The organism is Ideonella sp., from assembly GCF_041287625.1.
In the GTDB taxonomy this organism is placed as follows: Bacteria; Pseudomonadota; Gammaproteobacteria; order Burkholderiales; family Burkholderiaceae_C; genus Ideonella.
Map to the genome: position 1 here is coordinate 1 of NZ_JBGGNH010000007.1, position 26,481 is coordinate 26,481.

The following is a 26,481-nucleotide window of genomic DNA, read 5'->3' on the forward strand; positions in this document are numbered from 1 at the left end:
GCTGCCGTCGGAGTCGGTGCCACTGTTGTAGTGGTTGGTCATCACGTAGATCTTCGACGTGATGCCGTCCTTGACGAAGTCCTGGCTCAGCGCGAACTCACCGTAGAAGTCGCACTCGTTGCCCAGGCGGTACTTCATGCCAGCCGAGCCGCCGTTCAGCGCGTAGCAGGCGCGCGAGGTGTTCTTCGAGGTCAGGCCGGGGCCGGCGCGGAAGTAGCCGCCCCAGTCGAGTGCGAAGGCCGACTGGGTGGTGGCGAGCAGCAGGCCGATGGCCAGCGGGGTGTGACGCCAAGCGGGGTGACGAATCTTCATGGTTGTCTCCTGACGGGGAGAGTGGGCCGCAGACCACTCGTGTTGTTGTGCAATGTTCAGACTGCTTGCGGCGAGCCGAATTATTAATGAATACTGAACAGCCAATTTATAGGTACTTACGATAGGGTGTTGGCGTACAAGCAACGCTTCTTCGGAGCCAATCAGCCGACAAGTTCGCGTAATCCCGGGTAACCTGCAAGTGAGCGCGCAGCCGCCACAGTCGGAGGCCGCTGGGATGCCCTTGCGGAGGGCCGCAGCGAGTTGCCCTTGCTCAGGGCGAGCGGGGCAGGCGCAGTTGCACCGAAAGACCGGTGGGGTGGACCGATTGCACCGACACCTGGCCGGCATGCCGCTCGACGATCTCCTTGACGATCGCCAGGCCCAGGCCGCAGCCCGTGCCTTCATGCGTGGCGCGGAAGAAGCGCTCGAACACCTGGTGCTGTTGCTCCAGCGGCAGGCCGGGGCCGTTGTCGTTCACTTCGACGCGCACCACATGCTCGCCTTCCGCCGCGACCAGCACCGTGACCTCGGCCCCGCGACCGGCATAGCGCAGCGCGTTGTCGATCACGTTGATCAAGGCCTCGCGCAGCAGCAGGCTGATGCCGCGCACGTACAGCGGCCCGGCCTCGTCCGCCACGGCAAAGCCCAGGTCCAGCCCGGCGTGCAAGGCGCGCGGCACCAGTTCCGCCGTCAGCTCGCGCGCCAGCTTGGCCATGTCCACCCGCTCCTGCGATTGGCGGGTGGCCGACTCCGGCTCGGCTCGCGCCAGCGTGAGCAGCTGGTTGACCAGGTGGGCGCTGCGGGTCGCGCTTTCGTGCACACGCTGCAGGCGAGCCTGCAAGGCGGGCTCGGTGGCATCTTTGAGTGCCAGTTCGGTCTGGCTTTTCAGGCCGGCCAGCGGCGTGCGAAGCTGATGGGCGGCGTCGCTGATGAAGCGCTTTTGCGCGCCCACGTTGCGCTGCACCGCGGCCAGCAGTGCATTGATGGCCTGGGCCAGCGCACGCACCTCGTGCGGCGCCACGTCGATCCGGATCGGCGTCAGGTCATTGGCTGCGCGGCCGACCACCTGGCTGCGCAGCCTGCTCAGCGGTGCCAGGCCGGCGCCGATGCCGGCCCAGACGATCATCGTCATCGCGATGATCAGCACCGACAACGGCAGCACCGTGTCCAGCAGGATGCGGCGCGCCAGCTCCTCCCGGTTGGTGCTGGAGCGCGCGACCTGGACCAGCATGGTCTGCGAAGGGCCGATGTCGTCGCCGTAGCTGAGGTAGAGCGCGGCCACCCGCACTTGCTCGAAAATCGGTTTTTCGCCTTGCTCCAGGTGAGGGTTGAGCTGGATCTGGCCGTCGTAGAAGCGCGGGTCGCCCGGTGCTGCGCCAGCATCGCCCGCGGTGGGCGGCGCTGGCAGGTTGCGGTTGCCGAGGATGAACTGCCCAGGCGGCGAGCTGACGGTGTAGAGCACCCTGTCGTTCGGGTCGGCCTCCAGGATGTCCTGCGCGGCACGCGGGAAGTCGATCAGCAACCCGTTGCCCACCGGCTTGACCTGGCGCGCCAGCGCACGGGTGGCCTGCAGCAAGCTGGCATCGATCGCCGCGTTGGCATAGCGGGCTGCCAGGTTGTAGGTGAAGAACGCGCCGGCCAGCCACAGCACGACTTGCGGCAGCAACACCCAGACCAGCAACTGCTGGCGCAGCGAGCGAGCGCCATGCAGCACGCCCAAGCCTTTGCCGAACAGCCGGTGGCTCAGCAGTTGCCAGCGGTCTGGCGGCAGCGGATCAGGCAGGCCGGCGGGCGCCGGCGGCGGGCCGGGCGGCAGGCCCGGGTCGGCATTCATGGGGGCGGGGCGATCGAAGGCAGGGACAAGGGCTGCTGCGCCGCGTCGGTGCAGCGCGCGGGTTCAGCGGAGCGCGGCTTCAGGCGACCACGGCTTCGGCTTCGAGCAGGTAACCCAGCCCGCGCACCGTGCGGATCGCCAGGCCCGAACCCTCCAGCTTGCGACGCAGCCGGTGGATGTAGACCTCGATCGCGTTGTTGCCACCGGCACCGCCTTCGCTGGCGCCCCCGGCGCGATCAGTGGCCCAGACCTGGTTGATCTGCTCCTTGGTGACCACCTTCTCGCGCTGCGTCAGCAGCAGGTCCAGCAGCATCCACTCGCGCGGGCTGAGTTCCAGCGGCTCGCTGCGCAGCATGGCTCGGCGGGTGTCGCGGTCGAAGCTCAGCGGGCCCATTTCGCTGGCGCTGCTGACCGGCTTGCTGCGGCGCAGCAGCGCCCGCAGCCGCGCTTCCAACTCGGGAAAGTCGAAAGGCTTGGTCAGGTAGTCGTCGGCCCCGGCATTCAGGCCGGCCACGCGGTCATCCAGGCTGTCGAGTGCGGTCAACACCAGGACCGGCAGGCCGGGCTTGGCGGCGCGCACGCGGCGCAGCACCGTCAGCCCGTCGACCATCGGCAGGCCAAGGTCCAGCACTGCCAGGTCGTAAGGTTGTTTGAGCAGCAGGAATTCGGCCACGGCGCCATTCGGTGCGTGCTCCACCTGGAAGCCAGCTTCGCGCAGCTGCGCAGACAGGGCGTCCGAGAGCAGAGCATCGTCTTCAGCGAGCAAGAGGTTCATGGGCAAAGCTTAACGTGCGCTGAGCGCGCCGGGGAGGCGGGAAACACCGGGCAAGACAAGACCCTTGCGCTGCACTTCAGCGCAAGCGGCTCAGCAGCGCCTGGGCGGCGGCCGGGTTGCGCTCCTTGGCGCCGCTGATGAAATAGAAGAACACGTCGCGCGGATGTGCCAGCTCGGCCGGCGGCGGGCCCGCTTCGATCTTCGGCAGCCCGGTCGGCTCCTGGCCGTCGCGCCAGGTGGCGACGCTTCTTGCCAGGCCGTCCAGCACTTCGGGCGTACAGCCCTCTGGTTGCCCGGACGCGGTGCGCATGAAGCGGCAGTAGGCGAAGTCGGCGGTGAGGTCGGGCAGCGGCGGGTAGTCGTCGGCCTCGGTGAACACCGTGGCCATGCCCATGGATCGCGCCAGGTCCAGGTATTCGCTGCAGCGGAAGCTCTCATGCCGGACGTCCAGCGCATGGCGCAGAGGCCGGCCGCCGAGCTCACTCGGCAGCAGCTTCAGGAAGGCGCCGAAGTCGGCCGCATCGAAACGCTTGCTCGGCGCAAACTGCCAGACGATGGGGCCGAGCTTGTCCTTCAATTCGAGCAGCCCGCTGGCCAGGAATTTCTCTACCGAGCCACCGGCCTCGGCCAGCACCCGTCGGTTGGTGGTGAAACGGTTGGCCTTCAGCGAGAACATGAAGCCGGGTGGCGTGTCGTCGTGCCACTTGGCGAAGGTGCCGGGCCGCTGGTCGCTGTAGTAGGTGCTGTTGATCTCGATCGAGCTGACCTTGCTGCTGGCGTAGGCGAGCTCCTTGGTCTTGGGCCAGCCTACGGGGAAGAAATTCCCGTCGCGCCAGGGCTCGAAGACCCAGCCGCCAATGCCCACGCGGATGCGCGGGCCGCCAACTGAAGACGAGGAGGAAGGCGAGTCCGGCAGGAGTGAAGGCGTGTGCATGGCGATGGGGCGCGCAGCCGCTGCGGCAATGGCTTGATCGTAGCGGCTCTGGCGCCGTAGGAGTGCGCCCACGCGCGGCCGAGGCCTGGTCCGTCTTGGCCGGCCGGGTGGGCGGGCCTATGGTTCGGCATTCGCCGCAGCCGCGGCATCAACAGGAGACTTCCCCCATGGACTGCAGCTTCCATCAGTTCCACGAGCTGTTTGCCCAGCTCGGCTTGCCCGCGGAGGAGGCAGACATTCGCAGCTTCATCCACGCTCACCGCCCACTGCCCGCTGGCGTACCGATCAACGAAGCCGATTTCTGGACGCCCGCCCAGGCCCAACTCCTCAAGGAGCAGCTCAAGCAGGACGCCGACTGGGCCGAGGTTGTCGACCAGTTGAACCTGGCCCTGCATTGAGCGCACCGGCCCGCATGCGGCTGGCCGCGCTGCTCAGCACTCGACGATGTTGACCGCCAGGCCGCCGCGGGCGGTTTCCTTGTATTTGGTCTTCATGTCGGCACCGGTCTCGCGCATGGTCTTGATGACCTTGTCGAGGCTGACGTGGTGGGTGCCGTCGCCGTGCAGCGCCATGCGCGCTGCGTTGATGGCCTTGACCGAGGCGATGGCGTTGCGCTCGATGCAGGGGATCTGCACCAGGCCGCCGACCGGGTCGCAGGTCAGGCCGAGGTGGTGTTCCATGCCGATCTCGGCTGCGTTTTCGACCTGTTCGGGCGTGCCGCCCATCACCGCGCAAAGCGCGCCGGCGGCCATCGAGCAGGCCACGCCGACTTCGCCCTGGCAGCCGACCTCGGCGCCCGAGATGCTGGCATTTTCCTTGTACAGGATGCCGATGGCCGCGGCGGTGAGCAGGAAGTCCACCACGCCGGCGTCGGTCGCGCTGTGCACGAAGCGCGAGTAGTAGTGCAGCACCGCGGGCACGATGCCGGCGGCGCCATTGGTTGGCGCCGTGACCACGCGGCCACCGGCGGCGTTTTCCTCGTTGACGGCCAGCGCATACAGGTTCACCCAGTCCATCACCTGCAGCGGGTCGCGCAGCGCGGCCTCGGGATTGGAAGTCAGCGCGCGATAGAGCGACGCGGCCCGGCGGCGCACCTTGAAGCCGCCCGGCAGGATGCCTTCGGTGCGGCAGCCGCGCGCCACGCAGTCCTGCATCACCTGCCAGATCTTCATCAGGCCGCTGTGGATCTCGGCCTCGGTGCGCCAGTGCAGTTCGTTGCGCCGCATGACCTGCGCGATGGACAGGCCGTGTTCCTGGCACAGCGCCAGCAACTGGTCGCCGCTGGTGAAGGGCAGCGGCAGCACGGTGGCGTCGGGTGCGATGACCTTTTGCTTGCTGCCGTCCGTCGCCACTTCGTCGCTGACGACAAAACCTCCGCCCACCGAGTAATAGGTGCGCGACTCCAGCTCGGCGCCGGCCATGTCATAAGCCGTGAACCGCATGCCGTTGGCATGGAAAGGCAAGGTTTCCCGGCGCATGAAGAGCAGGTCTTCGGCCTCGACGTACTCGACCTTGTGCTCGCCCAGCAAGTTCAACTGCCGCTCGCCGCGGATGGCTTCGAGGATGGCCGGCACCTGCTCCACGTCCACGCTGTCCGGCTCATGGCCGGCGAGTCCCAGCAGCACTGCCTTGTCGCTGCCATGGCCCTTGCCTGTGGCGCCCAACGAGCCGTAGAGCCAGCAGCGCACCCGGGCCACGCGCGGCAGCAGGCTTTCGTGCCGCAGGCGGCCGACGAACAGCCGCGCGGCGCGCATCGGCCCCACGGTGTGCGAACTGCTCGGGCCGATGCCGATCTTGAAAAGATCGAAGACTGAGACTGCCATGGAAGTCCTTTACCGCTGAACGGAGCAGAGCACAGTGGGCGCCGGGCCGCCCCAAGCCCACTGTGCACCCTCTCGGAGGGTGGTGGCGGTACCCCGCCACCGGGTGCTGTCATTCCGCGGGAATGCAACTGCAGAACAGGTTCCGGTCGCCCCAGACGTTGTCCACCCGGCCGACCGGCGACCAGTACTTGCCCTGGCGCAGGCTGGCCAGCGGGTAGGCCGCGGCTTCGCGGCTGTAGCCGTGCGCCCACTCCGTCTTCACCAGTTGCTCGGCGGTGTGCGGCGCGTTCTTCAGCGGGTTGTCCTCGCGCGGCAGCGTGCCGGCTTCGACCTGGCGGATCTCTTCGCGGATCGCGATCATCGCGTCGCAGAAGCGGTCCAGCTCGGCCTTGGGTTCGCTCTCGGTCGGCTCGACCATCAGCGTGCCGGCGACCGGGAAGGACAAGGTCGGCGCGTGGAAGCCGTAGTCGATCAGGCGCTTGGCCACGTCTTCGGCACTGATGCCCGACGAGTCCTTCAGCGGGCGCAGGTCGAGGATGCATTCATGCGCAACGCCGCCGCCCTTGATGCCGTCCTTGTTGCCGCTGAAGTGAATGTCGTAGTGGCCGGACAGGCGTGCTGCCACGTAGTTGGCGCTGAGGATCGCGGTTTCGGTCGCGGCCGTCAGGCCTTCGGCACCCATCATGCGAACGTACATCCAGCTGATCGGCAGCACGGCTGCGTTGCCAAGCGGTGCCGCGGAAACTGCGCCCACACCACCCAGGCGCTGCTGGCCGGCGGTGCCATGGCCCGGCAGGAAGGGCACGAGGTCTTCGACCACGCAGACCGGGCCGACGCCCGGGCCGCCACCGCCGTGCGGAATGCAGAAGGTCTTGTGCAGGTTCAGGTGGCTCACGTCGCCGCCGAACTGGCCGGGCGCGGCCACGCCGACCATGGCGTTCATGTTCGCGCCGTCCACGTACACCCGGCCGCCGAAGCTGTGCACCATCGCACACAGTTCCTTCACCTGCGGCTCGAACACGCCGTAGGTGGACGGGTAGGTGATCATGATGGCGGCCAGCTCGGCTGCGTGCTTCTCGCACTTGGCCTTCAGGTCCACCAGGTCCACGCTGCCGTTGGCGTCGCACTTCACCACGACGACCTGCATGCCGACCATCATCGCGCTGGCCGGGTTGGTGCCGTGCGCGCTCTCAGGGATCAGGCAGATGCGGCGGTGGGCTTCACCGCGGTTGGCATGCCAGGCCTGGATCGCCAGCAGGCCGGCGTATTCGCCCTGCGAGCCGGCGTTGGGCTGCAGGCTGATGCCGGCATAGCCGGTGGCCTGCGCCAGCCAGGCGCAGAGCTGCTCGTTCAGCAACGCATAGCCGGCCAGCTGGTCGGCCGGGGCAAACGGGTGAACTTGCGCGAACTCGGGCCAGGTGATGGGAATCATCTCGCTGGTCGCGTTCAGCTTCATCGTGCACGAGCCAAGCGGGATCATGCTGCGGTCCAGCGCCAGGTCCTTGTCCGAAAGCTTGCGGATGTAGCGCAGCATCTCGGTTTCGCTGTGGTGGGCGTTGAAGACCGGGTGCGTCAGGAAGGCCGAGCTGCGGGCCAGTTCGGCCGGCACCAGCGGCGCCACGCCGGCTTCGAACTGGTCGAAGGTGGGCAGCACAGCGCCATGGGCGAACAGGGCCCAGATCGCCAGCAGGTCGGCGCGCGTGGTGGTCTCGTCCAGCGTGATGCCGACCGAGGCGTCGCTGGCCTTGCGCAGGTTCATGCCAGCGGCGCGGGCCGCAGCCAGCACGGCCTCGGTTTGGCTGCTGGTCTGCACTTCCAAGGTGTCGAAGGCTTCTTCATGCGCCAGCGTGGCGCCCTGCTGCTTCAGGCCGGCGGCCAGGATGGCGGTGTAGCTGGCCACGCGGCGGGCGATGCGCTTGAGGCCTTCCGGGCCGTGGTAGACCGCGTACATGCTGGCGACGACGGCCGGCAGGACCTGCGCGGTGCAGATGTTGGACGTGGCCTTCTCGCGGCGGATGTGCTGCTCGCGGGTCTGCAGCGCCAGCCGGTAGGCCGGCGCGCCGTGCGCGTCGACGCTCACCCCCACCAGGCGGCCGGGCAGCGAGCGCTTGAACTCGTCCTTGCAGGCCAGGTAGGCGGCATGCGGGCCACCGGCGCCCATCGGCATGCCGAAGCGCTGGGTGTTGCCCAGCGCGATGTCGGCGCCTTGTTCGGCCGGCGCCTGGATCAGCGTCAGCGCCAGCAGGTCGGCCGCGACGATCAGCAGGCCGCCCTTGGCGTGCACCGCATCGGCCAGTGGCTGCAGCGCGCGCACCCGGCCGGTCACGCCGGGGTACTGCACCAGCGCGGCAAAGCACTCCTGCTGGCCAGCCTGCTCGGCCGGGCCGACGACGACGGTGATGCCCAGCGGCTTGGCCCGGGTGCGGACCACTTCCAGCGACTGCGGCAGCACGTCGTCGGCGACGAAGAAGGTTTCGCTCTTGCTCTTGCCCACGCGGGCGGCCAGCGTCATGGCTTCGGCCGCCGAGGTGGCTTCGTCCAGCATCGAGGCATTGGCCACGGCCATGCCGGTCAAGTCGGTCACCAGGGTCTGGAAGTTGACCAGGGCTTCCATGCGGCCTTGCGAGATCTCAGCCTGGTAAGGCGTGTAGGCGGTGTACCAGGCCGGGTTCTCGAGGATGTTGCGCAGGATGACGCCGGGCGTCAGCGTGCCGTGGTAACCCTGGCCGATGAAGCTCTTGAGGCACTGGTTTTTGCCGGCGATGGCCTTCAGCTCGGCCAGCGCCTGCGCTTCGGTTAGCGGCGCGGGCAATTGCATGGGCGCGCTGCGGGCGATGCTGGCAGGCACCAGGGTTTCGATCAGCGCACGGCGCGAGGCTGCGCCGATCACGCTGAGCATCGCGGCTTCGTCCTCCGGCGCCGGCCCGATGTGGCGGGCGACGAACTCGGCGTTGTTTTCAAGAGCGTCCAGGGGCGCGTGGGCGGACATCAGCATGGCAGCGGGTCTCGGCGGGGCGGCCGCGGTGGCGGCAGGAAAGAAAGGCGGGGAGGGTCCGGGGGCGGATCACGCCACCGAACCCGGCAGGATCAGTGCGGGATCAGAGCGTCTTCAGCAGCGCGTCGTATGAAGGCGCATCCATCAGCGCTTCGAACTCGGCCATGTCCGACACGTGGACCTTGAAGAACCAGCCGTTGCCCATCGGGTCGGTGTTGGCCAGCGACGGATCGGCGCGCAGCGCTTCGTTGACTTCGACGACTTCGCCGCTGACCGGCATGTAGATGTCGGCCGCGGCCTTGACGGACTCGACCACGCCGGCGATGTCGCCCTTGGCGTAGGTCGTGCCGACTTCGGGCAGGTCCACGAAGACCACGTCGCCCAGGGCGTCCTGCGCGTGCAGCGTGATGCCGACGACAGCGGCTTCGTGGTCCTCGATGTTGATCCACTCGTGATCGTTGGTGTACATGGTCGTCATGTGTCGGGCTCCGTGGTGTGTGGGGACAAAGAGAAATCAGCCGCGGTCATCAGCCGCGGTAGTAGCGGTTCGGTGTGAACGGTGTCGTGGCGACCGTCATCGGCAGCCGCTTGCCGCGCACTTCGGCGAAGACTTCGGTGCCGACTGCGGCATGCGAGGTGGGCAGGTAGGCCAGTGCGACGGGCGTGTTCACGGTGGGACCCAGCGTGCCGCTGGTCACGGTGCCCAGTTCGGTGCCGTCGGCCGCGAAGAGCTTGGTGCCTTCGCGCACTGGCGCCCGTTCCTTGCCGACCAGGCCGACGCGCTTGCGCGCCGCGCCTTCGGCGAACTGGCGGTCGATGACCGCGGCGCCGGGGTAGCCGCCAGCGCGAGCGCCACCGGCTCGCCGCACCTTCTGGATGCCCCACGTCAGGGCGGCTTCGACCGGCGTGGTCGTCGTGTCGATGTCATGGCCGTACAGGCACAGGCCGGCTTCCAGGCGCAGCGTGTCGCGTGCGCCCAGGCCGGCCGGCTTCACTTCGGGCTGGGCGAGCAGTTCGCGAGCCAGGGCCACGGCGTCGGCCTCGTGCACAGAGATCTCGTAGCCGTCTTCGCCGGTGTAGCCTGAGCGGGTCACGAAACAATCAGCGCCGGCCAGCGTGAACAGGCCGCCTGTCATGAAGGTCAGCTTGGCGACCTCGAGGTTCAGGCGGGAAAGCGCGTCGACCGCCTTCGGGCCTTGCAGCGCCAGCAGCGCACGCTCGGGCAGCGGCTTGACTTCGCAGCGGCTGCCGATGCGGGCCTGCAGGTGCGCGATGTCCGCATCCTTGCAGCCGGCGTTGACGATGACGAACAGGTCGCCAAACTTGCCTGCGGCCTCGCCGGCCGGGCGGGTGATCATCAGGTCGTCCAGCAGGCCACCCTGGTCATTGGTGAAGAACGCATAGCGCTGCTTGCCCGGCGCCAGGTCGATCACGTCCACCGGCACCAGGGTTTCCAGCGCGGCGGCGGCATCTGCGCCGATCAGGCGCAGCTGACCCATGTGCGAGACGTCGAACAGCGCGGCCGAGTCGCGGCACTGGCGGTGTTCGGCCATCAGGCCTGCGGGGTATTGCACCGGCATCGCATAGCCGGCGAATGGCACCATGCGGGCACCGAGTTCGAGGTGCAAGGCGTGCAGCGGGGTCTGCAGCAGGGCGGAAGTGGCCGGGGTGGGCGTGGAGCTCATGCGGGGTCGTCTCTTCAGGTCGGCGCTTGGAGGGCGGTCTGGCGAATCTCTTCATCCAATAGGCCCTCCCTGTCCGCTTTACCTGAGAGATTGACGGCGCGCCGTTGATGACGGCCACCGCTTGCCCCTTCGGTGGACGGGCTCATGGCCTTGCAGCCATCACCCGCCTCTCTCCAGTGAGGAACGCCCCGCCTGTTACGGCAAGACGCTTGTCAGTCCTTTTGCCTGAGCGTTCGAGGGGTGAACCTCTGCGCCTTCGGCGGCTCCGGGTGGAGCTCTCTCCTAACAAGCTGGGCAGTGTAACCGCAGCCGCGCGCCGCGCCAGCGCCATGCGATAGTCTCGGCCGTGCCGAAAAAAGACCCCGACCAAGCCCGTTACCAACCGACCTCGCGCCGCCAGCGCCTGGTCGTCATTGCCGTCACCGCCGCCACCGTGGTGGTGCTGTGGCTGCTGCTGATCTACCGGCCGGGCGGCCATTACACGATCTACGACCCGCCCAAGCCGGCTTGCAAGCCAGGGCAGGCGACCGACTGTGTGGGCGGCAAGGCGGACGTCCTGCTTTTGCCACCCGCGCCGGCGTCGAACAGCGGCGGCTGAATGCGCTGCGGCTGTCAGGCCGTGGCCAGCATCGCGCGGCCCACGGCTTCGGCGACCTCGATGCCGTCCACGCCAGCGGACATGATGCCGCCCGCGTACCCGGCGCCTTCGCCCGCCGGGAACAGGCCCTTGACGTTCAGGCTCTGGTGGTCCTTGCCGCGGGTCATGCGCAGCGGCGACGAGGTGCGGGTCTCGACGCCGGTCAGCACCGCGTCCGGCATCGAAAAGCCCTTGATCTGCCGCTCGAAGGCAGGCAGCGCTTCGCGGATCGCGTCCAGCACGTAGTGCGGCAGGACGGGGCGGTCCTTGGCGGCCAGCTCGGTCAAGTGCACGCCAGGCTTGTAAGAGGGCTCGACGCTGCCCAGCGTGCGGCTGGGCTGGCGCTTGATGAAATCGCCCACCAGCGCGCCCGGCGCCAGGTAGCCGCCGCCGCCCAGTTCATAGGCGCGAGACTCCCAGACGCGCTGGAAGGCCATGCCGTCCAGCGGGTTCACCGGGCCGCTGCCTGGCAGTTGCCGGTAGTCCGCCGGGTCGATGCCAACGACGATGCCGGCGTTGGCATTGCGCTCGTTGCGCGAATACTGGCTCATGCCGTTGGTCACCACGCGCTCGGGCTCGGAGGTGGCCGCCACGACTGTGCCGCCTGGGCACATGCAGAAGCTGTAGACCGAGCGGCCGTTGCTGGCGTGGTGCACCAGCTTGTAGTCGGCCGCGCCGAGGATGGGGTGGCCGGCATTCGGGCCGAATCGCGCCCGGTCGATCACACCTTGCGGATGCTCGACGCGGAAGCCAATGGAGAAGGGCTTGGCCTCCATGTAGACGCCGCGCTCGTGCAGCATCGTGAAGGTGTCGCGTGCGCTGTGGCCGAGGGCCATCACCACGTGGTCGGCGCGCAGTGTTTCGCCGGAGGCGAGTGTCACGCCGCGAATGTGGCGCTGTTCGCCCTTGCCTTCGATCAGCACATCGGTGACCCGCTGCTCGAAGCGGATCTCGCCGCCGAGCGCGACGATGTCGGCGCGGATCTTCTCGACCATGCTGACCAGCCGGAAGGTGCCGATGTGCGGCTTGCTGACGTAGAGGATCTCGTCGGGCGCGCCGGCCTTGACGAACTCGGCCAGCACCTTGCGCGTCAGGTGGCGCGGGTCGCTGATCTGGCTCCACAGCTTGCCGTCGGAAAAGGTGCCGGCGCCGCCCTCGCCGAACTGCACGTTCGACTCCGGGTTCAGCTGCTGCTGCCGCCACAGGCCCCAGGTGTCCTTGGTGCGCTGGCGCACTTCCTTGCCGCGCTCCAGCACGATGGGGCGCAGGCCCATCTGGGCCAGGATCAGCGCGGCGAAGATGCCGCAGGGGCCAAAGCCGACCACCAGCGGGCGGTGCTTGCCGCCGGCCGCAGTGTCGGCTGCGAAGTAGTCTGCCGGAACATGGCCGACAAAACGATAGGAGGTGTCCGGTGAGGGCCGGATGTGAGGGTCACCCGCATGCTTTTGAAGCACGGTGGCTTCATCAGCTTCTGGCGCCAACTCGCAGTCCACCGTGTAGATCAGCACGATGGCCGATTTCTTGCGCGCGTCGTAGGCGCGCTTGAACACGTTGAACCGGCTCAGCGCCGTGTCCGCAACACCCAGCCTGGCGACGATGGCCGGACGCAGTGCGTCTTCGGCATGGTTCAGCGGCAGGCGGAGTTCGGTGATCCTCAGCATGGTGCAGGTCTGCGGTGGCGGTCAGTCCAGGCCCTGGCGCAGGGCCAGTGGCACCACCGGCAGGCCAGGGCAGGGGGCTTTAGCCGCCCTTTTTCGCGCGCTTGCCGGCGCTCTTCTTGCTGCGGGTGTGCGAGCCACGTTCCAGGCTCACGCGCTGGCCGCGATGGGTGGTAACGGTCACGCCGCTCGGGACGGCGGGACGCGGGGTGGCCTTGCGGTCGGCTTCGGTAACGATCTTGTTGCCCATGGTGGCTCCAGTGAAAAAAGAATCAACCCTCAATTAGGCCACAAGCGCCGTGGCTGGCAGCCCCGCCTGGCGAGTCCGCCAGGCAAGGTTCAAAGAAAAAGCCGCCGCGCGGAGGGTGCGCAAGGCGGCTTGTTCAAGTGGCTTGGTGTCCTTTTGCGCAAACCCCGTGAAGGGTTGGCAAAGGTGACGAGCCTGATCTCGGCACTGGTCACAACAGTTAGGGCTGCTTGGTTCCCCACCTGACCCAGTTGGCCGTGCTTCCATGCGAGGAGGCCCGTCACCACGAATTCTAACCCAGGCCGAAGGGGCCACTTGAGGCCAGGCCAGGAAATGCGCTTAGCGCAGTTGCAGGTCGTCGTCGCCGAAACGCACATTGATCGGCTCGATCAGCACCTGCTTGCTGGCGCTGGCTTCCACCACGCCGGCAATGATCGCGTCCACACCCTGGGCCTTGGCGATTTCCACGGTGCGCTGGGCATCCTCGGCCTTCACGAACAGCGCGAAGCCCGCGCCCATGTTCAGCGTGGAATAGGCTTCGCGGTCGTCGTGCCTGGCGTGTTGCTGGATGAACTTCAGCACCGGCGGCACGGCGGGCACGGTGTGGATGCGGTAGGTCAAGCTGCTGGGGTGGCGCAGCAGCTTGCGCCAGCCGTGGCCGGTGATGTTGGCGCAATAGTGCATGGTCACGCCGGCCTTGGCCAGCGCTTCGGTGACCGGGCTGTACAGCGTGGTGGGCGCCAGCAGCGCTTCGCCGTAGGTGAGGCCGGGCTCGACTTCGGTCAGGTAGCCTTGCGGCAAGCGTTCGACCAGCTTGCGCGCCAGGCTCAGGCCGTTGGCATGGATGCCGCTGGAGCTGAGCAGCACGATGGCATCGCCCGCGCCCAGCGCGTCGCCCACGCTGAGGCGCGTCTTGGGGTTGATGATGCCGGTGCAGGACGCAGCCAGGTCGATGCGGCCGCTCTCGACGATGCCGGCCAGTGCCGGCGTTTCGCCGCCGCCCCAGGCCACGCCGCACACGTCACAGGCCTTCTTCCAGCCTTCGACCAGGGCCTGCGCACGCTGCGCGTCGGCGAACCAGTCGCTGCCGCCAGCAGCCCAGTAGGCTTGAACCACCAGCGGCGTGGCGCCAACGGTGATCAGGTCGTTGACCGCCATCGCGATCGTGTCCTGCGCAATGCCGGCGTAGTAGCTCTTGCCGGTCAGCGCCTTCATCTCGTCGGCCACCAGGGCCTTGGAACCGAGGCATTCGACGATGCTGGCCAGGTAGAAAGGCCCCACGTCGACCACGTAGGCCGACTCGCCGCGCGAGGCCGGCACTTCGCTGAAACCGTGGCCAGTCAGGTGGCCGGCGGTGGCGGCAGCGGCGCGCTGCGCGGCGACCTTCAGTGGGTCGATCAGGTCATAGTTGACGCCGGCCTGCTCGTAGCTGAGGGTGTCGGCGGCGGGGCTGTGGGAAGCGGATGCGGTCATGGCGCGATTATCCGACAGCCGCGGACGGCACCCGCTGAGTGGCCGGAGGCCTGCCGGCCTCCGGCCACTGGCTTCAGCGCTTGTTCGGCGCCGCCATGCCCGTCACCCGCACCGGGTTGCTGAAGCCCTTGCGCATGGCCTCGGCCATCTTTGCCGCCGTCATCTCCAGCTGCTTGGCGGCCAGGTCCAGCCCGGCGCGCTGGAGTTCAGGGTCGGACAGCTTCGCGGCCTCGGCCATTGCCAGCGCGGTGGCCAGCGAGCGCACCAGCGGGTCCCACGGGCCCACCGGGCCATTGCCGGTCGGGCCGCCGCCGTCGACCATCACGCCCCAGCTGACCCAGGTGCCCTGCTGGTAACGGCCGGGGTGCACCTTGATGCCGCCGCCGCCGCCAGTGCTCTGGTAGAACGCAAAGGCCACGCCGGTGCTGCCGGCGCCGGTGTGCAGGTGGGTGGTGCTGACGTTGTCGCTGCCGGCCGGGGCCTGCACCATCACCCGCCAGTCCAGGAAGGGCACCGCGTGGATGGTGTCGTAGGCCGACACCGTCTCGATTGCTGCGCTGGGCACGAAGCCGGTCTCGTTGGCGGCGTTGGTCAGCTCTGCGTCGGGCGAGATGGTGACGAAGTCGTCGTCGACGAAAGTGCCTTGCGCGACGTCGAAAGCATCGACGAAGGTGCCCTTTTCGCCATTGCCCCTGCCGCCACCAGGCAGGTACCAGGCGGTGGCCTGCACGTCGCTGCCTTCGACTTCGATGTTCAGGCTGGGCGAGAAGCTCACGCCAGGGCCGCCGGCTGCTCCGGTGACCGACCAGAAGGCGAATTGCGCGTTCTGCTCCTGGCCGTTGCTGTCTTCCCAGCTGATGTTGGACGAAGCCCAGGCCTGGTAGACGCCGGGGTTGTCCACCTGGGTGGACAGGGGGCTGACCAGGTCCAGCGCGGCGCTGCCGTGGCCGCGGCGGCCGCGAGAAAGCCAGGTCACGTAACGGGTGTGCACAGTGCTCATGTTTTGTCTCCAAAAAGGGTGCAGCGCATGGTCTGGACCCTGTCTGGGCGGCGGCGCTGCGGGCTGCCGCGAGCGGCGACAGCTGTGCTCATCGTGCGCTGCGGGCCTCCCGGTGTGCCACCCTCCGATGGGGGTTCGAGAAGGCCAAAAACGCGGATGTCGCATGCGGCACGGCGGGTCAACCCGAATGCCCGCGGCGTGCGCCGCGCCGCGGTCTGCAGGCTGGCCGGCCAACCTTAGAATGACCGGATGAGTTATGTCGTTCTGGCGCGCAAGTACCGCCCCCGCAGCTTCGAGGAAATGGTCGGCCAGGACCATGTGGTGCGCGCGTTGACGCATGCACTGGAGCAGCAGCGGCTGCACCATGCGTACCTGTTCACGGGCACGCGCGGCATTGGCAAGACGACGGTCTCGCGCATCCTGGCCAAGAGCCTGAACTGCACCGGGCCGGACGGCAACGGTGGCATCACCGCCAGGCCTTGCGGCCAGTGCACCGCCTGCCGCGAGATCGATGCCGACCGCTACATCGACTACATGGAGCTGGACGCTGCCTCCAATCGCAGCATCGACGAGATCCGGGAGCTGATCGAACGCGCGGCCTACAAGCCTTCGGTCGGCCGCTTCAAGGTCTTCATGATCGACGAAGCGCACCAGCTGACCAAGGACGCGTTCAACGCGCTGCTGAAGACGCTGGAGGAGCCGCCCGAGTACCTGAAGTTCGTGCTGGCGACGACCGACCCCGAGAAGATGCTGCCGACGGTGCTGAGCCGCTGCCTGCAGTTCAACCTGCGGCCGATGGCACCGCAGACGGTGCTGGAACATCTCACCCGCGTGCTGGAGGCCGAAAACGTGGCGGCCGAGCCGGGCGCGCTGCGCCTGCTGTCGCGTGCCGCACGGGGTTCGATGCGTGACGCGCTTTCGCTGACCGACCAGGCGATTGCCTACGGCGGCGGCCAGCTGCAGGAGCCTGCGGTGCGCGCGATGCTCGGCACCGTGGACCGCAGCCATGCGCTGCGGCTGGTGGGCGCGCTGGCGCAGCGCGACGGCAAGAGCGTGCTGGCGGAGGTCGAAGGGCTGCGCGCGCAAGGTTTGTCTGCCGCCGGCACGCTGGAGGAAATCGCTCGGTTGTTGCAGCACATGGCGGTGGAGCAGGCGGTGCCCGGCGCGCTGGACGAGACCGACCCGGACATGGAAGCGCCACGCCAACTGGCGCCGCAGCTGGCGCAGGACGAGACGCAACTGCTCTACAGCATGGTGCTGCACGGCCGCGCCGAGCTAAGCCTGGCGCCAGACGAATACGCCGGGCTGGTGATGGTCCTGCTGCGCTTCATGGCCTTCCCGGCTGCTGGCGGCGAAGCGCGTGCGCCTGCTGCGCCCGCGGTCAGGCCGACCGCGGCGCTGGTCGCCTCGCCGCAAGTGGCCTCGACCTCGGTCAGTCCGCCGCGGCCCGTGGTCGCCTCCGTGCCGACGCCTGTGCCTTCTCCGGCGCCTGTGGCCACCAGGCCTGCCGCAGCGCCGGCGGTCGCCGCCGCACCCGCTGTTGCTCCGCCGCCAGCCGCAGTGCCCAAGCCTGTCCCCGTGGCCAGCCATCCCGTGCCGCCTGCAGCGGTGCCCGCGGTGCCTCCAGGCCGCGCACCGCAGGTTCAGAAGCCTTCGACTGCCGATGAGCCGCCGCCCTGGATGGACGAGGCGCCATTCGAAGGTGAAGCCGCGCCACGCGTGGCGGCCCGGGCGCCGCGCGCGGTCGATCCCGAACCCGAGCCCGCTGCCCCGCGCGGCCCGGCCTCCGCCATGGCCTCGCGCCTGGCGCAGGCGCGGGACGCCGCGGCACAGCGCGAGCGCGACGCGGGCGACGCCTTGATGCTCGCCGAGCCGCCAGATGGGGCCGAGGACTTTGCCGAAGCACCTACCGTCCGCCCGGCGCCCGCGCCTGAGCGCGACCTGGCGATGCTGCGTGTGCCGCGCACGGCGCTGGGCGACCAATGGACTGAGGCGGTGGCAGGCATGTCGGCCAGCGGCAGCCTGGTGGCGCTGGTGCGCGCGCTGGCCATGCAGGCCGAGCTGATCGCGCAGGAGCCGGCAGGCGAGGGCGAAGCGGCGCGCTGGTCGCTGCGCGTCGAGCGCGAGACGCTGCGCGCGCCGCCGCTGGTCGAGAAGCTGCAGGCCGCGCTGCGCACTTGGTCCGGTCAGGCGGAGCTGGTGCTGGACGTTGCATCCGGTGTGGCGCTGGATTCCCCTGCGCTGCGCGATTCCGAACAGGCCAGGCTGCGCCAGCGCGAGGCCGAACTGGTGGTCCAATCACATCCATTGGTGCAGTCGCTGCTGGCCCAGTTCAGCACCGCCCGCATCGTGCCCGGCTCGATCAAGCCAACCTGAGCCGGTGCGCTGAATGCGCCAGTCTTGCTCCGTACTCCGAAAGAAAGGATCTCCCCATGATGAAGGGTCAACTCGCCGGCCTGATGAAGCAGGCCCAGGCCATGCAGGACAACCTGCGCAAGGCGCAGGATGAACTGGCGCTGATCGAGGTCGAGGGCCAGTCCGGCGCCGGCCTGGTCAAGGTCGTGATGACCTGCAAGAACGACGTCAAGCGCGTGACCATCGATCCCAGCCTGCTGGCCGATGACAAAGACATGCTGGAGGACCTGGTGGCCGCAGCCTTCAACGATGCGGTGCGCCGCGCTGAAACGCTGAGCCAGGAAAAGATGGGCAAGTTGACGGCCGGCATGCCGCTGCCGCCCGGCATGAAGATGCCGTTCTGATTTCAACGCGTGGGCCAGACCAGACTTGACGCATTGATTGAGGCGCTGCGGCGCCTGCCGGGCGTGGGCGTCAAATCGGCGCAGCGCATGGCCTTCCATCTGCTGCAGCACGACCGGGAGGGCGCCGAGCAGCTGGCCGAGGCACTGGGTGGCGCGCTGCGTGCGGTGCACCACTGCGAGCGTTGCCACACCTTCACCGAAGCGGCGATCTGCGACATCTGCAGTGACGAGTCGCGGGACGCGCGGCAGCTTTGCGTGATCGAGAGCCCGGCAGACCAGGCCGCGCTGGAGCGCACCGGCAGCTACCACGGCTTCTACTACGTGCTGATGGGCCGCATCAGCCCGCTGGACGGCATCGGCATCAGCGAGCTGGGGGGGCTGTCCATGGTGCAGCGCGCGCTGGATGGCAAGGTCGAGGAAGTCATTCTTGCGACCAGCTTCACTGCTGAAGGCGAGGCCACTGCGCATGTGCTGGCCGAGGGGCTGAAAGCGCAAGGCCTGCGGGTCACGCGGCTGGCGCGGGGCGTGCCGGCGGGCAGCGAGCTCGAGTATGTGGACCTGTCGACCATTGCGCATGCGATGGTGGATCGGCGCTGAAGCTCGCAACTCAAGTCCCAAAAAGCAAGCGGCGCCTGTGGGCGCCGTTTTGCATGGCGGGTGAAGGTGCGCTCAGCGTTGGGCCACCCGCAGCGGCTTGGGCGTCGCCTTCACATTGCGAGCCGCGGACACCGGCTTGCTCGCACGAACCGGGGTGGCACGTGCATTGGCCGTGCTCGCCACACGCGTTGCAGCCGCGCGTTGTGATGGCGCGGCCTGCGGCACGAAGACCACATAGGAAACGCCGGGCTTGAATTTCGCCGCTGCAGTCACCTTGTTCCAGGCCGCCACCTGCGCGGCACTGACGCGGTAACGCTGGGCCACTGCCGCCACGCTGTCGCCCTTCTTGCCTGCGCGCAGCGTCATGCGGCGCAGCGGTGGCACGTCTGGCGCCAGGGCCATGGTGGCGTTGTCGGCCAGCGCTTCGGGCACGTCGGCGTCCAGCTTGGCGCCGCGCGGCACCAGCAGCGTGGAGCCGGCCTTGACCAGCATGCGCGGCGGAATGCGGTTGACCTCGCGCAGCTGCGCTTCGCTCATGCCGACCTGCTTGGCGACATCCGCCGGGTGCAGCGTGCGCGGTGCCTGCCAGGCGGTCCAGCTGGCGAGCTGGCCGTGGAAGGCGCGCAGGTTGTCGGCGAACAGGTTGGCGTTGTCGTAGGGCAGCAGCACCTGCTCGGTGCCAGCGGCGAGGATCACCGGCTTGTTCATCTGCGGATTCAGCTGCTTGAATTCTTCCATCGGCACGTTGGCCAGCTTGGCCGCCAGCGCCACGTCCATGTCGCGCTCGATTGGCACGGTCAGGAAATACGGGTGGTTCTTCAGCGGCGGCAGTTGCACTGCAAACTGTTCGGGCTTGGCGATGATGTTCTTGATCGCCTGCAGCTTGGGCACGTAGTAGCGGGTTTCGTCCGGCATCTTCAGGCTGGCGTAGTCGGTCGGCAGGCCGGCCTTCTCGTTGCGCGCAATGGCGCGCTGCACATTGCCTTCGCCCCAGTTGTAGGCCGCCAGCGCGAGCTGCCAGTCGTTGAACATGGTGTGCAGCCGGTCCAGGTAGTCCAGCGCGGCGCGGGTGGAGGCCAGCACGTCGCGGCGGTCGTCGCGAAAAATGTTCTGCTTGAGCGCGTAGTCCTTGCCGGTGGCGGGCACGAACTGCCACATGCCGGAGGCCTTCGCGACGGAGATCGCCTGCGGATTGAACGCGCTTTCGACGAAGGGCAACAAGGCCAGCTCGGTCGGCATGTGGCGCTTTTCCAGTTCCTCGACCACGTGGTACAGGTAGCGCCCGCCGCGCTCGGCCATGCGGCGCATGTACTCTGGCTTGGCGGCGTAGAACTGCTCGCGGTTGGCGACCAGGTCGCCTTCAAGGTCCGGCATGGCGTAGCCGTTGCGGATGCGCTGCCAGAGGTCTTCCTGCGCGGTCAGTGCAAGCGGGTCGATTGGGGCGCCCGGCTCCAGCGGGTCGATTGGCCGCACGTCGCTGACCGGCGCTGATCCCAGGGCTTCCAGGTTCAGGCCAGCCACCGGGCTGGGCACTGCCGCGACGGGCTGCGTGCCACTGTCATTCCTCAGCTGGGCCGCGGGCGCATTGGCTGCGGTGAGCGCCGGCGTGCGGGCGAGCCGCTGGGCCACGGGGCCGTTGGCATTTGCCCCGGCGGTGTCGCCGAAATCAGGGGTTGCACAGCCTGCCAGCAAGGCGCCCAGGGTTGCCATGAAGCCGAGGAGGGGTTTGTTCATCTGAAGACGTTCTTCCATTCACGCAAGGCGGCAAAGGTCGACAGCGGGTCGTGCACCGAGGCGTCGTGTTGACGCGCGGAAGCCATCACCGCGGGCTGTTCGGACCGCAGGAAGGGGTTGATCGCTTGCTCGGTCGCAATCGTCGAAGGCAGCGTGGGCCTGCCTTCGCGGCGCAGCGCCTCGCAGTGTTCGACGTAGGCGACAAGCGCCGGGTTGGCGGGCTCCACGGCCTGCGCGAAGCGCAGGTTCGACAGGGTGTATTCATGGGCGCAGCAGACCCGGGTGTTGCCGGGCAAGGCGCTGAGCTTGTTCAGTGAGTCGTGCATCTGCCGTGGAGTTCCCTCGAACAATCGACCGCAGCCACCGGAAAAAAGCGTATCGCCACAAAACAGCAGCGGCGCCTCGGCGCCGCTGGCTGCAAGAAAGTAGGCAATGTGCCCTGAGGTGTGCCCCGGTACATCCAGGACCTCGAAGCAAAGGCCTTGCCAACATGCCACATCGCCATGATGCATCGGCGTAACGGGCACCGGCATCTTTTCGCTGGCAGGGCCCCACACCGGGCCTTGAAGCTGCGGCATCAGGGCTGCCACGCCGCCAACGTGATCACCGTGATGATGGGTCACTAGAATGCCCGACAGCACAAGATGCTGCGCCGCAAGTGCTTCCTGCACAGGTGCCGCATCACCCGGATCGACGACGAGCGCTTGTCGGCCGTCGTGCAGCATCCAGATGTAGTTGTCGGTGAAGGCAGGCAGTGCGACAAGTTTCATGACAGATGAGGCGAGGATTATAGAGATGACACACTGGCTGGAAACCCCGCCAGGACGTTATCTGCTGGACTGGGAGCAGGCGCGCATCGACGAGGCGGTGGCAGACCTGTTCGGTTTCCACGCCCTGCAGTTGGGCCTGCCGCAAATCGACGCCTTGCGCTGCAACCGCATGCCGCGGCGCTGGCTGGCCGGCTTGCCCTCCGGTGGTCCGTCGCCAGCGGCCCCGCCGATGTCCGCGCCAGCGATTGAACGCCCAACGGCGACATTCGGGCTTGATACCCTTGACGGTACCGGGGCGAACCCGGGCTTGCTGGCGCTGCGCCAGCCTTCATTGCTCTGCGAACCCGAGGCGCTGCCGTTCGAGGAGCGCAGCCTGGACCTGGTGGTGATGCCGCATACGCTGGAACTGGCGGCGGACGCTCACCGCACGCTGGCCGAGGTGGCCCGCGTGCTGCGGCCGGAAGGCCGGGTCGTGATCTCCGGCCTGAATCCGGTGAGCCTGTGGGGGCTTCGCCAACGCGGAGGGCGCGTGCGTCAATGGCTGGGCGCGCGCGAGCCTCCGTTGTTCCTGCCCAGCGAAGGCGAGTTCATCGGCTACTGGCGGTTGCGCGACTGGCTGCGCCTGCTGGGCATGGAACTGGAGATCGGGCGGCTGGGCTGTTATCGTCCGCCGCTTTTGTCGCCGCGCTGGCTGGAGCGATTCGGCTGGATGGAAAGCGTGGGCGGCCGCTGGTGGCCGGTCCTCGGCGCTGTCTACTTTGTCGTGGCGGTCAAGCGGGTGCGTGGCATGCGCCTGATTGGCCTGGCGCGCAATGAACGCAAGGCCAAGCAGGCCGCACCCGCGGCTGTGGCCAACCGGCAGGGTCGGCTCGGCCAGGCGCCAGCACCGGGCCCGCGGCGACCTTCCTGAAGAAACAAGACATGAGCGATGTGACGATCTACACCGACGGTGCCTGCAAAGGCAATCCTGGCCCGGGCGGCTGGGGAGCCTGGCTGCGCGCCGGTGAGCATGAAAAAGAGCTCTGGGGCGGCGAGAAGCTGACCACCAACAACCGCATGGAGCTGACCGCGGTGATCCAGGCGCTGAGCACGCTGAAGCGGCGTTGCACGGTGGCCATCTACACCGACAGCGAATACGTGCGCAACGGCATCATGACCTGGATCCACGGCTGGAAAAAACGCGGCTGGCGCACGGCCGACGGCAAGCCGGTCAAGAACGTCGAACTCTGGCAGGCACTGGAAGCGCAAGTGCTGCAGCACGACGTGACCTGGCACTGGGTCAAGGGCCACGCCGGCGACCCGGGCAACGAACGCGCAGACGCGCTGGCCAATCGCGGTGTGACGTCCTCGTCAAACTGAGTTTTGGGTCAACCGGGCACCGGGCCGCCCTGTCGCTCAGCCACCGATGTAGTGCATCTCGATTTTGCGTTCGGCGGCGTTTGACTGTTGGGATCGCAGCTCGGAATAGCGGTCGTTGCGGCCTTGCCAGATGGCCTGGATGTGCCCGCCCAGCGCCGCGTCACTGGCCGCGCCCTCGCGCAGCAACTGGCGCAAATCGTGGCCGCGGCTGGCGAACAGGCACAGGTAAAGCTTGCCTTCGGTCGACAGCCGGGCGCGGTTGCAGTCGCCGCAAAAGGCTTGGCTGACGCTGGAGATCAACCCGATTTCGCCGTGGCCATCGGCGTAGGCCCAGCGCTGCGCGGTTTCGCCGGGCGCGTTGGCGGGCAGTGCCAGCAGCGGCCAGTGCGCTGAAAGCCGGGCCAGCAGCTCGGCCGACGGCAGGACCTCGTCGAGCTGCCAGCGGTTCGTCGCGCCCACGTCCATGAACTCGATGAAGCGCAGCGTGACCTGCGGGCCGTAGTGCTCGCGCATGTGGCGGGCCATCGGCACGACCTGGTGGTCGTTGACGCCGCGCTTGACCACCATGTTGACCTTGATCGGGCCCAGGCCGGTGGCCAGCGCAGCGTCGATGCCGTGCAGCACATCGGCCACCGGAAAGCCCACGTCGTTCATGCGCTGGAACACGCTGTCGTCCAGCGCGTCCAGGCTGACTGTGACGCGCCGCAGGCCGGCGTCGCGCAAGGCCTGCGCCTTGCGGGCCAGCAGCGAGCCATTGGTCGTCAGCGTGATGTCCAGCGGCTGGCCGTCCACGCTGCGCAGCTCCGCCAGTTGCCCTACCAGGTTTTCCAGGTGCTTGCGCAGCAGCGGCTCGCCGCCAGTCAGCCGCAGCTTGCGCACGCCCAGCAGGGCGAACTGGCGCGCCAGCCGGGTGATTTCCTCGAAGCTCAGCAGCGCGTCATGCGGAAGAAACTGATGGCGCGAATCAAAGACTTCGCGCGGCATGCAGTAGCTGCAGCGGAAATTGCAACGGTCGGTGACCGAGATGCGCAGGTCGCGCAGCGGGCGCTGCAGGCTGTCCAGCACCACGCCATCTGAAGTTGCGGCGACAGGCACCACGGCCGGTGGCGCCAGGTCGCGCCAATCAGCCACAGGAATCACGCGTTTGGACATCCTCACATTGTGCCCGTGCGTTGCGAGGTCGGCGGCCGCGAGGGACATCGCCCACGGGGCCGATGAACACAAAGGCCCGCTTTTGCGGGCCGTTGTGAACCTTGGGCGAGCGCCGGTGGCGCCGGCTGCGTCAGTGGCGGTCGGTGGGGGCCACCATGACCGGCTCAGCCGCGCCGATTTGCGGCACGCGGCGCGCGCCATTGAAGCGCTTGGCCCAGTAGGAATAGTGCATGTCCTCGACCCGCACCTCGCCGCCAGCGCGCGGCGAATGGATGAACTTGCCGTCACCCACATAAATGCCGACGTGCGAAAAAGCGTGACGCAAGGTGTTGAAGAACACCAGGTCGCCGGGCTTGAGATCCGACTCCTTGACGGCCAGCAAGCCGGGGGCGCGGGCTTGTTCGTCGGCACGGCGCGGCAGTACCAAGCCAATGCTGTTTTCGAAGATGTGGCGGGTGAAGCCTGAGCAGTCGAAGCCTTCTTCGGCGGTGGTGCCGCCGCGGCGATAGCGCACGCCGATGAAGTTCATGGCCGACAGCACCAGGTCGGAAGCGGTGTCACGCACTTGCGAGAGCAGGGAGTGTTCGCCATTGCTGCCGACGACCGTCAGCATGCCGCGCTCTTGAAGCAGGCGCATGACGGGATCAGGGTTGGCGGCGTCGGGGGCGGCTTGCGCTGCCTGGCTCGCAAAGAGCAGCATCAGCATTGAAAACAAGCACAGCAGGACGAGTCGGGGACTCGGCTGGCTGACCCGGCCAGCGGGGAACTCGGGGGAATGCACGCGGGCAAGGATAGGCAAGCTGGCGAGGGGTGTCAAGCCAAAAAAGCCAGGAAAAATCATGCCTGACAAACCCTTAGCGCAGGTTGCCGCAGCTTTTTGTCACCAACGCCGTGTTGACTCGCGGGCCTGGGGTCCGCAGCAAAACGGGGCCATTGACCCCGTTTTGCATTTGAACCCGGTTTGCTCGGGCGCCGGCTGGCTTCAGCAGCGTGTCAAAGCACCTCGGAGGCAAAGTCCGCCAGGCGCGAGCGTTCGCCGCGGGCCAGCGTGATGTGGCCCGAATGCGGCCAGCCCTTGAAGCGGTCGACCGCGAAGGTCAGGCCGGACGAGCCTTCGGTGAGGTACGGTGTGTCGATCTGTGCCAGGTTGCCCAGGCAAACGATCTTGGTGCCAGGGCCGGCGCGCGTGATCAAGGTCTTCATCTGCTTGGGCGTCAGGTTCTGCGCCTCGTCGATGATGACGAACTTGTTCAGGAAGGTGCGGCCGCGCATGAAGTTCAGGCTCTTGATCTTGATCTTCGAGCGCACCAGGTCATTGGTGGCGGCGCGGCCCCATTCGCCGGCGGAGTTGTCGCTCTTGGCCAGCACTTCCAGGTTGTCGTCCAGCGCGCCCATCCATGGCCCCATCTTTTCTTCCTCGTTGCCAGGGAGGAAACCGATGTCCTCGCCGACCGGGACGGTGACCCGGGTCACGATGATCTCGGTGTAGCGCCGGTCCTCCATGACTTGGCTCAGGGCTGCGGCCAGCGTCATCAGCGTCTTGCCGGTGCCTGCGGTGCCGGTCAGCGTGATGAAGTCGCACTCCGAATCCATCAGCAGGTTCAAGGCGAAATTCTGTTCGCGGTTTCGTGCGGTCACGCCCCAGATGGAATGCTTGGCATGGGTGTAGTCGCGCAGGGTCTTGAGCACCGCGGTCTTGCCAGTGATCTCGTTGACGCGCGCATACAGCGGCGCTTCGCCAGGCACTTCCAGGAAGACAAACTGGTTGACCATCAAAGCCGGCACCAGCGGGCCGCTGATGCGGTAGAAAGTGTGGCCACCCTGGTTCCAGCTTTCCATGGTCTTGCCATGGCGCTCCCAGAAATCGGCTGGCAGCGCCATCACGCCGGTGTAGAGCAGGTCGCCGTCTTCCAGCGTCTTGTCGTTGAAATAGTCCTCGGCGGCCAAGCCCATCGCGCGGGCCTTGATGCGCATGTTGATGTCCTTGGACACCAGCACGACTTCGCGCTCCTTGCCGTGCTGCTCCCGCAGCGACTGCACGACGCCGAGGATCTGATTGTCGGCCTTGCCCTGCGGCAGGCCCGCCGGCAGCTTGGCATCCAGGAACGTGGTCTGGAAAAACAGCTTGCCGCCGGCCTCGCGGTGGCCGGTCTTGGCCAGCGGTACACCTGCAGCCGGGTCCAGGCTGTCGCCGGCCAGCGCGTCCAGTTCGCGGCTGACCTGGCGCACGTTGCGCGAGACCTCGCTCATGCCCTTCTTGTGGCCGTCGAGCTCTTCGAGCGTGATCATCGGCAGGTAGATGTCGTGCTCGTCGAAGCGGTAGATCGACATCGGGTCGTGCATCAGCACGTTGGTGTCCAGCACGAACAGCTTGGCCGGGCCGGTGTGGCGCGGCTTGCGGGGCTTGGCCTGCACGACCGGGCGGGCGGGCGCCGTGCTCTTCTTGGCGGCCGCCTTGGTGGGCAGTTGGCCGGTGGGTGCTGCGGCGCCAGGCGCCGGGTCCGCGCGCAGTTCGAGCGCGGGCGCACGTTCGTCGGCCGCTGGTGCGGCGACCTTGGTGGGCTGGCGGGAGGGTTTGGGTGCTGCCTGGGTGTCGTAGGCGGCAGCGGGGAGGAAGGAGGCGCGAGCGGCAGGGGGCTTGGGCAGTGGCATGGACAGCGGTGTTTGGATCGAAAGCAGGTTCAGAAACAAAAAAGCCGCACAGATGGCTGTGCGGCTTTTGGCTGGATGCGCGACG

At 67.7% G+C, this 26,481-nt stretch carries 24 protein-coding genes, 1 other RNA gene and 2 riboswitches; of the genes, 7 read left to right on the top strand and 18 right to left on the bottom strand.

What is annotated here, in order from left to right:
- From ACAH41_RS01400 to ACAH41_RS01415, 4 genes are all read right to left on the bottom strand, one after another.
- Positions 1-312 (bottom strand): carbohydrate porin (locus ACAH41_RS01400; protein WP_325654965.1); only part of this gene is annotated, 312 nt, incomplete at its 3' end.
- Positions 313-583: 271 nt separating this feature from the next.
- Complete coding sequence (locus ACAH41_RS01405) at positions 584-2,146, bottom strand: sensor histidine kinase (protein WP_325654963.1); 1,563 nt, start codon at positions 2,144-2,146, stop codon at positions 584-586.
- A 79-nt stretch (positions 2,147-2,225) separates the two neighbouring features.
- Complete coding sequence (locus tag ACAH41_RS01410; RefSeq protein ID WP_325654961.1) at positions 2,226-2,921, bottom strand: response regulator transcription factor; 696 nt, start codon at positions 2,919-2,921, stop codon at positions 2,226-2,228.
- 76 nt (positions 2,922-2,997) lie between these two features.
- Positions 2,998-3,855 (bottom strand): DUF72 domain-containing protein, encoded by an 858-nt coding sequence (locus tag ACAH41_RS01415; RefSeq protein ID WP_325654960.1) that lies wholly within the window; start codon positions 3,853-3,855, stop codon positions 2,998-3,000.
- A gap of 167 nt (positions 3,856-4,022) precedes the next feature.
- Between ACAH41_RS01415 and ACAH41_RS01420 the strand changes: the two genes are divergently transcribed.
- Positions 4,023-4,253, top strand: coding sequence for a DUF2789 domain-containing protein (locus ACAH41_RS01420; RefSeq protein ID WP_325654959.1), 231 nt, complete (start codon positions 4,023-4,025; stop codon positions 4,251-4,253).
- Between the two features lie 33 nt (positions 4,254-4,286).
- On the opposite strand, the gene ACAH41_RS01425 is transcribed toward ACAH41_RS01420, so the two are convergent.
- The 4 genes from ACAH41_RS01425 to gcvT all read right to left on the bottom strand — a co-directional run bounded on the left by ACAH41_RS01425 (position 4,287) and on the right by gcvT (position 10,358).
- A complete protein-coding gene (locus ACAH41_RS01425; RefSeq protein WP_325654957.1) occupies positions 4,287-5,678 on the bottom strand; it encodes an L-serine ammonia-lyase in 1,392 nt (463 codons plus the stop codon).
- 109 nt (positions 5,679-5,787) lie between these two features.
- Entirely contained in the window at positions 5,788-8,673 is a 2,886-nt protein-coding gene (gene gcvP / locus ACAH41_RS01430; RefSeq protein ID WP_325654955.1) for an aminomethyl-transferring glycine dehydrogenase, read from the bottom strand.
- 103 nt (positions 8,674-8,776) lie between these two features.
- Positions 8,777-9,151, bottom strand: a complete 375-nt coding sequence (gene gcvH / locus ACAH41_RS01435) for a glycine cleavage system protein GcvH (RefSeq protein WP_141288416.1) — start codon at positions 9,149-9,151, stop codon at positions 8,777-8,779.
- Positions 9,152-9,200: 49 nt separating this feature from the next.
- Positions 9,201-10,358: a glycine cleavage system aminomethyltransferase GcvT gene (gene gcvT / locus ACAH41_RS01440; protein ID WP_325654954.1), complete on the bottom strand. Its 1,158-nt coding sequence runs from the start codon at positions 10,356-10,358 to the stop codon at positions 9,201-9,203.
- A 59-nt stretch (positions 10,359-10,417) separates the two neighbouring features.
- Positions 10,418-10,545, bottom strand: a riboswitch (glycine riboswitch).
- Positions 10,546-10,561: 16 nt separating this feature from the next.
- Positions 10,562-10,653, bottom strand: a riboswitch (glycine riboswitch).
- Positions 10,654-10,704: 51 nt separating this feature from the next.
- Between gcvT and ACAH41_RS01445 the strand changes: the two genes are divergently transcribed.
- Positions 10,705-10,956 carry a hypothetical protein gene (locus tag ACAH41_RS01445; RefSeq protein WP_325654952.1) on the top strand — a complete coding sequence of 84 codons (252 nt, stop codon included), beginning with the start codon at positions 10,705-10,707 and terminating at the stop codon, positions 10,954-10,956.
- A 14-nt stretch (positions 10,957-10,970) separates the two neighbouring features.
- Here the strand turns inward: ACAH41_RS01445 and ACAH41_RS01450 are convergent, their stop codons facing one another.
- The 5 genes from ACAH41_RS01450 to ACAH41_RS01470 form a co-directional block, all read right to left on the bottom strand.
- The gene (locus ACAH41_RS01450; RefSeq protein ID WP_325654950.1) at positions 10,971-12,656 is read right to left on the bottom strand and encodes an NAD(P)/FAD-dependent oxidoreductase; all 1,686 of its coding nucleotides are present in this window, start codon (positions 12,654-12,656) and stop codon (positions 10,971-10,973) included.
- A 79-nt stretch (positions 12,657-12,735) separates the two neighbouring features.
- Positions 12,736-12,903 carry a hypothetical protein gene (locus ACAH41_RS01455; protein ID WP_325654948.1) on the bottom strand — a complete coding sequence of 56 codons (168 nt, stop codon included), beginning with the start codon at positions 12,901-12,903 and terminating at the stop codon, positions 12,736-12,738.
- Positions 12,904-13,085: 182 nt separating this feature from the next.
- Positions 13,086-13,182: signal recognition particle sRNA small type (gene ffs / locus ACAH41_RS01460), an RNA gene on the bottom strand.
- Positions 13,183-13,239: 57 nt separating this feature from the next.
- Entirely contained in the window at positions 13,240-14,373 is a 1,134-nt protein-coding gene (locus ACAH41_RS01465) for an AIR synthase-related protein (RefSeq protein WP_325654946.1), read from the bottom strand.
- 73 nt (positions 14,374-14,446) lie between these two features.
- Positions 14,447-15,373 carry a hypothetical protein gene (locus ACAH41_RS01470; protein WP_325654944.1) on the bottom strand — a complete coding sequence of 309 codons (927 nt, stop codon included), beginning with the start codon at positions 15,371-15,373 and terminating at the stop codon, positions 14,447-14,449.
- 249 nt (positions 15,374-15,622) lie between these two features.
- Between ACAH41_RS01470 and dnaX the strand changes: the two genes are divergently transcribed.
- From dnaX to recR, 3 genes are read left to right on the top strand one after another with little or no spacing between them, the layout of a single operon-like run.
- On the top strand, positions 15,623-17,749 hold the full coding sequence (gene dnaX / locus ACAH41_RS01475) for a DNA polymerase III subunit gamma/tau (RefSeq protein WP_325654942.1): 2,127 nt from the start codon (positions 15,623-15,625) through the stop codon (positions 17,747-17,749).
- Positions 17,750-17,805: 56 nt separating this feature from the next.
- Positions 17,806-18,132, top strand: a complete 327-nt coding sequence (locus ACAH41_RS01480; protein WP_141289860.1) for a YbaB/EbfC family nucleoid-associated protein — start codon at positions 17,806-17,808, stop codon at positions 18,130-18,132.
- A 9-nt stretch (positions 18,133-18,141) separates the two neighbouring features.
- The gene (gene recR, locus ACAH41_RS01485) at positions 18,142-18,729 is read left to right on the top strand and encodes a recombination mediator RecR (RefSeq protein WP_325654940.1); all 588 of its coding nucleotides are present in this window, start codon (positions 18,142-18,144) and stop codon (positions 18,727-18,729) included.
- Positions 18,730-18,801: 72 nt separating this feature from the next.
- Here the strand turns inward: recR and ACAH41_RS01490 are convergent, their stop codons facing one another.
- Both ACAH41_RS01490 and gloB read right to left on the bottom strand, forming a co-directional pair.
- Positions 18,802-20,463, bottom strand: a complete 1,662-nt coding sequence (locus tag ACAH41_RS01490; RefSeq protein WP_325654939.1) for a transglycosylase SLT domain-containing protein — start codon at positions 20,461-20,463, stop codon at positions 18,802-18,804.
- Entirely contained in the window at positions 20,460-21,233 is a 774-nt protein-coding gene (gene gloB, locus ACAH41_RS01495; protein ID WP_325654937.1) for a hydroxyacylglutathione hydrolase, read from the bottom strand. Before gloB ends, ACAH41_RS01490 begins: the two co-directional genes overlap by 4 nt.
- A 25-nt stretch (positions 21,234-21,258) precedes the next feature.
- Here gloB and ACAH41_RS01500 point away from each other — a divergent pair, with 25 nt between their 5' ends.
- The gene (locus ACAH41_RS01500) at positions 21,259-22,143 is read left to right on the top strand and encodes a methyltransferase domain-containing protein (protein ID WP_325654935.1); all 885 of its coding nucleotides are present in this window, start codon (positions 21,259-21,261) and stop codon (positions 22,141-22,143) included.
- An 11-nt stretch (positions 22,144-22,154) separates the two neighbouring features.
- Positions 22,155-22,592 (top strand): ribonuclease HI, encoded by a 438-nt coding sequence (rnhA, locus tag ACAH41_RS01505; RefSeq protein WP_325654934.1) that lies wholly within the window; start codon positions 22,155-22,157, stop codon positions 22,590-22,592.
- A gap of 36 nt (positions 22,593-22,628) precedes the next feature.
- On the opposite strand, the gene moaA is transcribed toward rnhA, so the two are convergent.
- The 3 genes from moaA to ACAH41_RS01520 form a co-directional block, all read right to left on the bottom strand.
- The gene (gene moaA, locus ACAH41_RS01510; RefSeq protein WP_325654933.1) at positions 22,629-23,744 is read right to left on the bottom strand and encodes a GTP 3',8-cyclase MoaA; all 1,116 of its coding nucleotides are present in this window, start codon (positions 23,742-23,744) and stop codon (positions 22,629-22,631) included.
- A gap of 130 nt (positions 23,745-23,874) precedes the next feature.
- On the bottom strand, positions 23,875-24,381 hold the full coding sequence (locus tag ACAH41_RS01515; RefSeq protein ID WP_325654931.1) for a C40 family peptidase: 507 nt from the start codon (positions 24,379-24,381) through the stop codon (positions 23,875-23,877).
- Between the two features lie 356 nt (positions 24,382-24,737).
- Positions 24,738-26,396, bottom strand: coding sequence for a PhoH family protein (locus ACAH41_RS01520; RefSeq protein ID WP_325654929.1), 1,659 nt, complete (start codon positions 26,394-26,396; stop codon positions 24,738-24,740).
- Positions 26,397-26,481: the final 85 nt, after the last annotated feature.